The sequence below is a fragment of the Curtobacterium sp. B18 genome, from assembly GCF_000333375.1.
Lineage (GTDB): Bacteria > Actinomycetota > Actinomycetes > Actinomycetales > Microbacteriaceae > Curtobacterium.
The window spans coordinates 1-1,360 of sequence record NZ_BACZ01000477.1 but is presented as its reverse complement, the minus strand read 5'-3'; the positions used below and the strand labels follow the sequence as shown (position 1 = coordinate 1,360).

At 70.5% G+C, this 1,360-nt stretch carries 1 protein-coding gene; it reads right to left on the bottom strand.

All coding sequences use genetic code 11. The annotated features are described in order from the left end of the window. On the bottom strand, positions 1-1,209 hold a 1,209-nt coding region (gene fliD / locus I5E_RS12710), incomplete at its 3' end, for a flagellar filament capping protein FliD (protein ID WP_022907317.1). Positions 1,210-1,360: the final 151 nt, after the last annotated feature.

Here is a 1,360-nt window from a genome sequence, read left to right as displayed (position 1 = left end):
GATGGACCCGTCGTACTTGTCGGACGCCGAGGTGGCCGCCGCGCCGACGTTCGCCGCGACGCCGGTCAGCATCGCCTGCGTGCCCTCCGGATCGGTCGCGAGGGCCTTCTGGAAGGCGTCGGCGTCGAAGGTGAAGTCGCCGTCCTTCGTGATCGAGATCCCGATCGACGACGGTGACTTCCCACCGACCGGCGCGGACATGGTGCTGGCGAGCCGCTGGACGACGTCGCGGGTGGTGCCGTCGCCGGAGAGCACCCCCGCGGTGGTCGAGGTGGTGCCGGTCGTGGCACTGGTCGTGCTCGTGACCGCGGTGTTCGAGCGGTAGTAGGCGGCGACGGCGTTCATCGCGTCGACGAGCCCGGACGCGACGGCCTGGGCCTTGGTCGTGTCCTGCGCGACCGTCAGCGTCACCGGGTCGGTCGTGGGCTGGGTCACGGTGACACTGACCCCGGGGACGAGGTCGGTGAACGTGTTCGTCGTGCTCGTCACCGTCTGCGCCGCCGCGGTGCCGGCCCACAGGGTCACACTGGCGTCCTTCGCCTGCGTGACCACGGCGGCACCCGTCTGGGTGAGGACGTTCGTCGCGGTGCCGGCGGTGACCTCGTCGGCGGTGCCGCGGTACACCTCGAAGGCGCCGGCTGCACCGGACTTCGACGAGGTGAGCTGCAGGCGGTAGAGCTTCGTGCCGTCCGTGTCGGTGCCGGCCGCGACCCGGGTCGCCGTGACGCCCGCACCGGACTTGTTGATCGCGGACACGGTGTCGTCGAGGGAGCCCGACGCCGGCGTGACCGTCGTCTTCGTGCCGTCGGACCCGACGAGCGTGATCGGCTCGGCGGCCGACGACCAGGTGGCCATCGCGGCGGTCACGCCCACCTGGGCGGACGCGGTCGACCCGACGGTGAAGCTGAGCGACCCCGCGGCGGCGTTCGCACCGGTGACGGCGGTGACCCCGGCGGAGGAGCTCGTCGCCGTGAACAGGTCGAGCGAGGTGGCCTTGGCCGCGTCCTTCGCCTTGGTCGCGAGGGTCTGCACCAACCCGTTGATCGTCTGCAGTGACGAGATGAACGAGTTCGTGGACGTGAGCTTGTTCTTGAGGAGCGTCTGCGGGACGCCCTCGACGCTCATCAGGGAGTTGATGAGGTCGGTGGTCTTCAGGCCGCTGACGAGGCCGTCGATCGCGAGGCTGCTGGCCGATGAGACGGACGACATCGATGGCTCCTGCCGCTACGGGGTGGAAGGGTGCGGACGACGCCGCCGCCCGGGGTACCTGAACGATCCCGGACGACGGCGTCAGCGCTGCTAGCGCAGGAGCGAGAGCACACCCTGCGTGCTCTGGTTCGCCTGCGCGAGCATCGACGTG